At 70.9% G+C, this 7,096-nt stretch carries 6 protein-coding genes and 1 pseudogene; 2 read left to right on the top strand and 5 right to left on the bottom strand.

Annotated elements, in window-relative coordinates; genetic code table 11:
- Positions 1-86 precede the first annotated feature (86 nt).
- On the bottom strand, positions 87-1,355 hold the full coding sequence (locus GWI24_RS13055) for a multicopper oxidase family protein (protein ID WP_308343631.1): 1,269 nt from the start codon (positions 1,353-1,355) through the stop codon (positions 87-89).
- 517 nt (positions 1,356-1,872) lie between these two features.
- Between GWI24_RS13055 and GWI24_RS13060 the strand changes: the two genes are divergently transcribed.
- Positions 1,873-2,967 carry an alpha/beta hydrolase gene (locus tag GWI24_RS13060; RefSeq protein WP_308343632.1) on the top strand — a complete coding sequence of 365 codons (1,095 nt, stop codon included), beginning with the start codon at positions 1,873-1,875 and terminating at the stop codon, positions 2,965-2,967.
- A gap of 62 nt (positions 2,968-3,029) precedes the next feature.
- Here GWI24_RS13060 and GWI24_RS13065 read toward each other — a convergent pair whose 3' ends face one another.
- Both GWI24_RS13065 and GWI24_RS13070 read right to left on the bottom strand, forming a co-directional pair.
- Complete coding sequence (locus GWI24_RS13065; protein ID WP_210946121.1) at positions 3,030-3,560, bottom strand: DNA-binding response regulator; 531 nt, start codon at positions 3,558-3,560, stop codon at positions 3,030-3,032.
- A 4-nt stretch (positions 3,561-3,564) separates the two neighbouring features.
- Entirely contained in the window at positions 3,565-4,878 is a 1,314-nt protein-coding gene (locus GWI24_RS13070; protein ID WP_210946122.1) for an aspartate aminotransferase family protein, read from the bottom strand.
- 98 nt (positions 4,879-4,976) lie between these two features.
- Here GWI24_RS13070 and GWI24_RS13075 point away from each other — a divergent pair, with 98 nt between their 5' ends.
- Positions 4,977-5,918, top strand: a complete 942-nt coding sequence (locus GWI24_RS13075; RefSeq protein ID WP_210946123.1) for a LysR family transcriptional regulator — start codon at positions 4,977-4,979, stop codon at positions 5,916-5,918.
- Between the two features lie 43 nt (positions 5,919-5,961).
- On the opposite strand, the pseudogene GWI24_RS13080 reads toward GWI24_RS13075, so the two are convergent.
- A pseudogene (locus GWI24_RS13080) lies at positions 5,962-6,213 on the bottom strand (transcriptional regulator); the annotation flags it as partial.
- A gap of 111 nt (positions 6,214-6,324) precedes the next feature.
- Positions 6,325-6,942: a hypothetical protein gene (locus GWI24_RS13090; protein WP_210946124.1), complete on the bottom strand. Its 618-nt coding sequence runs from the start codon at positions 6,940-6,942 to the stop codon at positions 6,325-6,327.
- Positions 6,943-7,096 lie beyond the last annotated feature (154 nt).

Raw genomic sequence — 7,096 nt, forward strand, 5'->3', positions numbered from 1 at the left:
ACAAGCTCAGGCCAATGCCCGGCGAACTCGAGGCAAAGGCAGTACAAGGACGGCGCGCGAAGCTCGTGGGAGACCCACCGGCCCGGTTACTCGACGATCTGCTGGATGGCCATCATGCCCTTGTCCTCATGGTTGAGGATGTGGCAGTGCAGGACGGTCTTCCCGGTGTAGTTGGTGAAGCGGATCCGGACGACCAGCTTGCCCTTGGCCGGAACGTTGGCGATGTCCTGGAGGCTGTGGCCGTGGTGGGGTACGCCGTTGATGCTCATCAACTGGAAGTGGTTGGTGTGCACGTGGAAGGAGTGCTCCTCGTCGCTGGTGTTGACGACGGTCCACTCCTCGGTGGTGTTCAGCTTGGATCTGAGGTCCACCCGGTGCGGGTCGAACTGCTTGCCGTTGATGTAGTACTCCGTCCCCGCCTTGTTCTCGGAGAACACGATGGTGCGCCGGCGGGCGAGCGGGAGGTGGCTCAGGTCCTCCGGCGGCGCGAAGGTGGTGGGCATGGCCACCGGTGCCACCGGCTTCCCCGAGGAGACCAGGGTGGCCAGTTTCGCGCGGGGGAACTGGTTGCCGGCCGGGCCGGTGTTGTACGGGAGTGTTTCCAGCACGGTGCGACCGGCCCGGCCACCGGTGACCAGCACGTCGAAGCGGGTGGCGGCCGCGAAAAGGAGCGTGTCCCTGGTGAAGGTGGTGTCGACGGGGAATCCGTCCCGTCCGATCACCCTGAACCGATAACCCCGCAGGCGGAGCTTGTAGTAGATGTTCGCGCTGATGTTGGCCAGCCGCCACAGCTGAACCTCACCGGGGCGGATGTGGATGGTGGGGTTGAGCTGGCCGTTGACGGTCCGGTTGGTGGGCGCGCCGATCTTCAGTCCCTCGGTTTTGACCGAGTCGCCCTGGATCTGGAAGTCCTTCAGCGCGATGGTGTGCTCGGTGATGTGGCGCAGCGCCGACGGCAGGTACTTTCGCTCCCCGTCGACCACGATGATACCCGCGAGTCCCCCGGCGACCTGGGGCGCCGACATGGGATGGGCGTGCGAGTGGTACCAGTAGGTGCCGGGCTTGAGGGCCGGGGGAAACCGGTATCGGTAGTGGTACGTCCTGCCCGCGTGGATATGGATCAGGACGTCGTCGGCGGGAGCTTTGGGTGACACATGCAGCCCGTGCACATGGAGGTTGGTGTAGGGGCGCACCCGGTTGACGAAGTCCAGCTCCACCTTGTCGCCCGGGCGGAACCGCAGCGTCGGGGGCATATAGCGGTCGTTGTAGGTGAGGGCCCACATCTTTCGGCCGGCCACATCGACCTTGCGCCGCTGTACGACGATCCGTGCCCGCAGGAGCCCGTTGTGGCTCACCAGTTCCGGCGGATCCTTCAGCGGGGCGCCCTGCGCCGGCTCTCGGCGTACCGGCGGTTGCGGGGACGGTGCGGAACAGCTGGACAGGGCGGCGGCGAGTGCGAGAAGCACGGCAGCGCCACGGCAGGTCAGCTTCGGTCGGGATCCCATCGCTGTCTCCGGAGGTGGGCCGGGGAGGGTGTGTGGCACGGCGCTGCCGGAGCCAGAACTCGGCCACCGACGTGCCCATCCCACCCCGCCGCTTCGACTGCCGCGTCCCGACACGCTGATCGGATCCGCTGAATGCCTCCGGACGCCGCGCGGTACGCCCCCGGCAGGACGACGGGCGTCGGGGCGCGCCCGTCACCGCCAGGTCATCGCCACCGAGCGGCGCGGAACGGCGCACCGCTCGCGGCCATGGGTGCGCGCCGGCCCGGCGAGGTGTCGTCCTGATGGATCAGCCGTCTCACCCGGTCGGACGCTGCCGTGCGGCCGCGTGACGCGGGTCCGGCGAACGTTGAGGAGCCACAGCCCTCAGGTGAAGACCTCCAGCGATGACCTCCAGGGAAGCGAGGACACCATGGCGGCGTCTCCGGCTCTCGGCTCCGGGTGCGAACGGATCCGGGCACGCGGACGGATCCAGGCACGCGGACGGATCCAGGCACGCGGACGGATCCGGGCACGCGTCGCGGCGGCCGGATGCGCCGTGGCGGTGTGCGCGGCCGTGGCGGCCCCGGCCGCCGCGCAGGACGATGCGACGGGCCGTAAGCCCACGGTGGTCCTGATCCACGGCGCGTTCGCGGACGGCTCCAGCTGGAACCGTGTCATCGAACGGCTGGAGCACCGCGGTTACCCCGTCATCGCGCCCGCCAACCCGCTGCGCGGCCTCGCCACCGACTCCGCCTACATCGCCTCCGTCCTGGACAGCGTCAAGGGCCCGATCGTGCTGGTGGGCCACTCCTACGGCGGCGCGGTCATCAGCACGGCCGCGGCGGGGAACTCCCGGGTGAAGTCGCTGGTGTACGTGTCCGCCCTGATGCCCGACAAGGGGGAGAGCGGGCAGTCGCTGGCCGCCCGTTACCCCAGCGAACTCGCCACCGCCACCAAGGCGGTGCCCTACCGGGCCGGTGGCGGTGTACGGGGCACGGACCTGTACCTGAAGCGGAGCAAACTCCACCGGGTCTTCGCCGCCGACCTGCCGGCCAGTACGGCGAAGCTGCTGGCGGTGACCCAACGGCCCGCCACAACGGCCACGTTCTCGGAGAAGGCCAAGGTGGCGGCGTGGCGGCAGATCCCGTCCTGGTTCCTCGTCGCCCGGCAGGACAAGACCATCAACCCCCGGCAGGAGCGCTTCCAGGCCAAGCGCGCCCACTCGCACACCGTGGAGATCAACTCCTCCCACGTGGCCATGATCGCTCACCCCCAGGCGGTCACCGACCTCATCATCAAGGCCGCCACCGCCACCGGTTCGGCCCGGCCGTCGCCCGCGGCCACCCCCTCCGACTCCCGCGCACGGGGGGAGTCCCGGCCCGCCGACACGGCCGCCGCATGGGTGACCGCGGGCGCGGCGGCGCTGCTCCTGGCCGGTGGCGCCCTCCTCGTCGGCCGCCGCCGACGCCGGCGCCCGCGCTGACCGGCTGCTGACCGATCGCCGACGACTGCTGGCGGCTGTCCGGTGAGAAGGCGCGAACCCCCCTACAGCCATCCGCGCTCGCGGGCGATCCGCGCCGCCACATGGCGGTTCTCCGCGCCGAGTTCGGCCGCGGCGGCGGACAGGTAGTCGCGCACCGTCCCGGGCGACAGCGCGGCGCGGGACGCGATCTCCGCCACCGGTGCCCCGTCCGCGGCCAGGGACAGCATTTCCGCCTCGCGGGGAGTGAGGGGCGACTCGCCCGCGGCGATCGCGTCCGCCGCCAGTTCGTGGTCCACGTAGCGGCCGTCCGTGTGCACCGTACGGATGATCTCCGCCAGTCGCCGCGCGGACACCGTCTTCGGCACGAAGCCGCGCACACCCGCCGCCAGCGCCTGCTTCAGCGCCCCGGCCCCGGCGTGGCTGGTGACGATCAGCGAGGCGCACTCCGGCAGCTCGTCGCTCAGCCGCGCCGCCACCGACACCCCGTCGCGCCCGGGCATCCGCATGTCCAGGACGGCCACGTCGGGGCGGTGTGCCCGGACCATGGCCGGCGCCTCGTCGCCCGATCCGGCCTCCGTCACGATGGATGACATGGCGTCAGACGTCCCGGACGGCGTCGGTGAGCGCCTGGTCGAGGATGGCGACACCCCGGGCGATCTCGTCGTCGCTCGCGGTCAGCGGGGGCGCGATCCGGAAGGTGCCGCCCATGCCGGGCAGCTGGACGATGTTCATGTGCAGGCCGAGTTCGAAGCAGCGCCGGGTGACGGCCGCACCGATCCGGTCGGCGCCACCGGCGCCCAGCACCTGGTCACCGACCAGCTCCATGCCCAGCAGCAGCCCGCGGCCGCGGACGTCCCCGACGACATCGTGGCGGGTGGCGAGCTCATCGAGCTGCCCGCGCAGTGCCGTACCGAGTTCGCGCGCGCGTTTGTCGAGGTGGTCGCGGATCAGAACGTCGAGGACGGTGTTGCCGACGGCGGCCGGCAGCGGGTCGCCGGCATGGGTGGTGAAGAACAGGAAGCCCCGGTCGTACGCCTGCTGCTCGATCTCCGGGCTGGTCAGCACGGCGGCCAGCGGCAGCCCCGCGCCGAGCGTCTTGGACAGCGTGAGGATGTCCGGAACGACGCCCTCGTGTTGGTGTGCGTACCAGTCGCCGGTGCGGCACAGCCCGGTCTGGGCCTCGTCGAGGATCAGCAGCATGCCCCGCTCCCGGCACTTCTGGGCCAGGGCGGCGAGATAGCCCGGCGGGAGTTCGATGACGCCGCCGGAGCTGAGGATCGGCTCGACCAGGCAGGCGGCGAGACTGCCGACCGACTGGGCGTCGATGAGGTCGAAGCCCAGGTCGAGCTGGCGGCGCCAGTCGAGTACGCCCTCGGCGTCGAGGATGTCGGGGTGGAAGCGGTCCGGTACCGGCAGCGCGAAGTTGCCCGGCGCGGCGGGTCCGTAGCCCTTGCGCCCGGCGCTGTAGGTGGCGTTCGCGGCGGCCTGGGTCATGCCGTGCCAGGACCGGGCGAACGAGACGACCTCATGGCGGCCGGTGACGAGTTTCGCCATCCGCACCGCGGCCTCGTTCGCCTCCGCTCCGGTGGTCAGGAGCAACGCCTTCTCGAGGGGGTCGGGCAGGGTCTCGGCCAGCCGCCGGGTGAGGTCGATGACCGGGCGGCTGAGCATGCCGCTGTGCAGATGGTCGAGGTGGGCGACCTGCTCGCGCACCGTGGCGACGATCTCCGGATGGGAGTGGCCGAGGATCGCACTCATCTGGCCGGAGGTGAAGTCGAGCAGCTCGCGGCCGCTCTCGGTGAACACCGAGGTGCCCGCGGCGCGGGCGATGACCTCGGGGGTGAACGCGGCTCGGCCGGAATAACGGATGAGGTGGCGCTCCACGGCGCCACCGGCTGTCTCGGGATCCATACGAACGACGTTAGGGATGCGTCACTGCGCGCGTCCATCGCACAGATCCGACCATTCTGTTCGTCAGAACCGGACAGCGGGCCCGTAGAATCGCGCCCATGCTCAACTCGGGTCGGCTGCGGCTGCTCAGCCTGCTGGAAACCCTGGGCACCGTGCGCGCGGTCGCCGAGACGCTGCACCTGAGCGCGTCTACGGTGTCCCAGCAACTGGCGGTCCTGGAGACCGAGACCCGGTGCCGGCTGATCGAGCGGACCGGGCGGAAGGTGCGGCTGACCCCGGCCGGACTGCTGCTGGCCCGCCGGGGCCGGGAGATCCTGGACCAGATGGCGGAGGCCGAGGCCGAGCTGCACGCCCTGAACGACGAGCCCATCGGCACCGTCCGGCTCGGGGCGTTCCAGAGCGCGATCTACACCCTCGCGGTCCCGGCGGCGACCCGCCTGGCCACCACCCATCCGCGGCTGCACCTCGAACTGATCGAGCTGGAGCCGCACGAGGGCGGACCGGCCCTCCGCTCGGGCGAGGCGGACGTCATCGTCACCACCACCGACTACGTCGGCCTCTCATGGGGCGCGGACCTCGAGATCATCCCGCTGGGAACCGACCCGATCGTGCTGGTGCTGCCGCGCGACCACCCGCTCACCAGCCGTACGGCGGTGAACCTCGCGGCGTGCGCGGAGGAGACCTGGGCGTGTGACCGACCGCAGTCGTACATGGCGGATCTGACCGTACGGCTGTGCCGGGAGTCGGGGTTCGAACCCCGGGTGGCCTGCCGGTTCAGCAACTATCTGATGCTGCTGCGACACGTCGAGTCGGGCCGGTCGATCACCCTGCTGCCCGCCCTCGCCATCACCCCGGACCACGCCGTCGCCACCCGTGAGCTCAGCACACCGGTGCACCGCAACATCACCATCGCGGTGCGGCGCGGCACGACACAGCGCGCCGCGGTGAACGCGGTCGTGGCGGCCCTGCGCGACCACCCCGAGATCCCGGCCCTGTCCGCCCCGAACCAGCGGAACCAGCACTCCGCCCGGGACCGCTGACGCCGGGGCGCTCGGGGATGGAGTGGCCGCCCGGTCCGGCCGGTTATCGATGCCGCTCGGACGGGCTCGGCTCGGTGTGCGGGGCGGTCATGTCGAGCAGGAGGATGGCGTCGTGGTCGGGGGTGCCGGGTTCGGCGGTGTAGACGCCCAGGCGGTGGCCGGGGGTGCCTTCGAGGGCCATGCCCTGGAAGCTGAGGGTGACCCTGCCGGTCTGCGGGTGCTGGAAGGTCTTGGTGGCCATCTTGCGGCCGGTGACTTCGTAGCGTTCCCACAGTCCGGCGAAGTCCGGGCTCTTGCTGTGGGACGGCACCGCTCCCGACGACGACCGGCCGGAGACCACCTGGCTGGAGCACATCACCGACGAGCAGTACGGGGCCGAGCGCACCCGCGGCCACTGACCGGTGCTCTACTCGCTCAGGCCCACGACGCCCCAGCCCCGCCGCGCGGCTTCGGTGAGGACGCGGCCCCAGTCCTCCAGCAGGTCGGCGAACTCATCGAACTCGCCGATCCAGGCACCCGGCTGGGCGGCGTGTTCGGTGAAGACCTCGCGCAACCCGTCGAGCCGGGGCCGTATCCGATGCCAGGTCGTGGCCAGTTCGCGCACACCGCCCGGCGACCGGGCCACCAGCAGGCCGTAGGAGACGGTGGGATCGTCGCTGAAGAAGCCCGGATCGATGTACTGGGCTTCGCCGTCCGGCCCATCCCATATGAGCCCCAGCAGCAGGGTGTCCACGTCGGCGCGCACCAGTGGTCGCACATGGTCGCGGACGGCCTCCCAGCGCTCCCCCGCCCAGAAGTGCGGTTTGAACGAGCCGCAGGTGCGCCGGAATTCATAGAGGGCGAAGAAGGCGCCGGCCGGTCCTCGCGGCCACTCCCAGTCGCCCTCGACGGTCGGCGCGTCGTGGTCCCACAGACCGGGCTCGTCGGCGTACCAGGCATCTCTCAACCGTGGCAGCCGCTCGCGGGGCGGGGCCTCCCCCAGCCATGACCAGTCGGCGATCATCACCGTGATGTCCAGCCCCATGAGGTGAGCGTATCGACCGCTCGCCGACCCCCGATTCAGGCCGTCGCCGCTCAAGCCCTTCGTGATACTTTCAGTGCCGCCGTGCGCTGCCGCGAACCGAGGAGGTGAGACCGATCAACACTGTGACAGGTCGGGCCTCCTTCTCCCGCATGGC

The organism is Streptomyces sp. MK37H (genome assembly GCF_018035285.1).
Taxonomy (GTDB): domain Bacteria; phylum Actinomycetota; class Actinomycetes; order Streptomycetales; family Streptomycetaceae; genus Streptomyces; species Streptomyces endocoffeicus.

Excerpts from the sequence above, each read along its gene's own strand:
- GWI24_RS13065 (WP_210946121.1), bottom strand. The coding sequence starts at position 3,560 with ATGTCATCCATCGTGACGGAGGCCGGATCGGGCGACGAGGCGCCGGCC.
- GWI24_RS13070 (WP_210946122.1), bottom strand. The coding sequence starts at position 4,878 with ATGGATCCCGAGACAGCCGGTGGCGCCGTGGAGCGCCACCTCATCCGT.
- GWI24_RS13075 (WP_210946123.1), top strand. The coding sequence starts at position 4,977 with ATGCTCAACTCGGGTCGGCTGCGGCTGCTCAGCCTGCTGGAAACCCTG.
- GWI24_RS13090 (WP_210946124.1), bottom strand. The coding sequence starts at position 6,942 with ATGGGGCTGGACATCACGGTGATGATCGCCGACTGGTCATGGCTGGGG.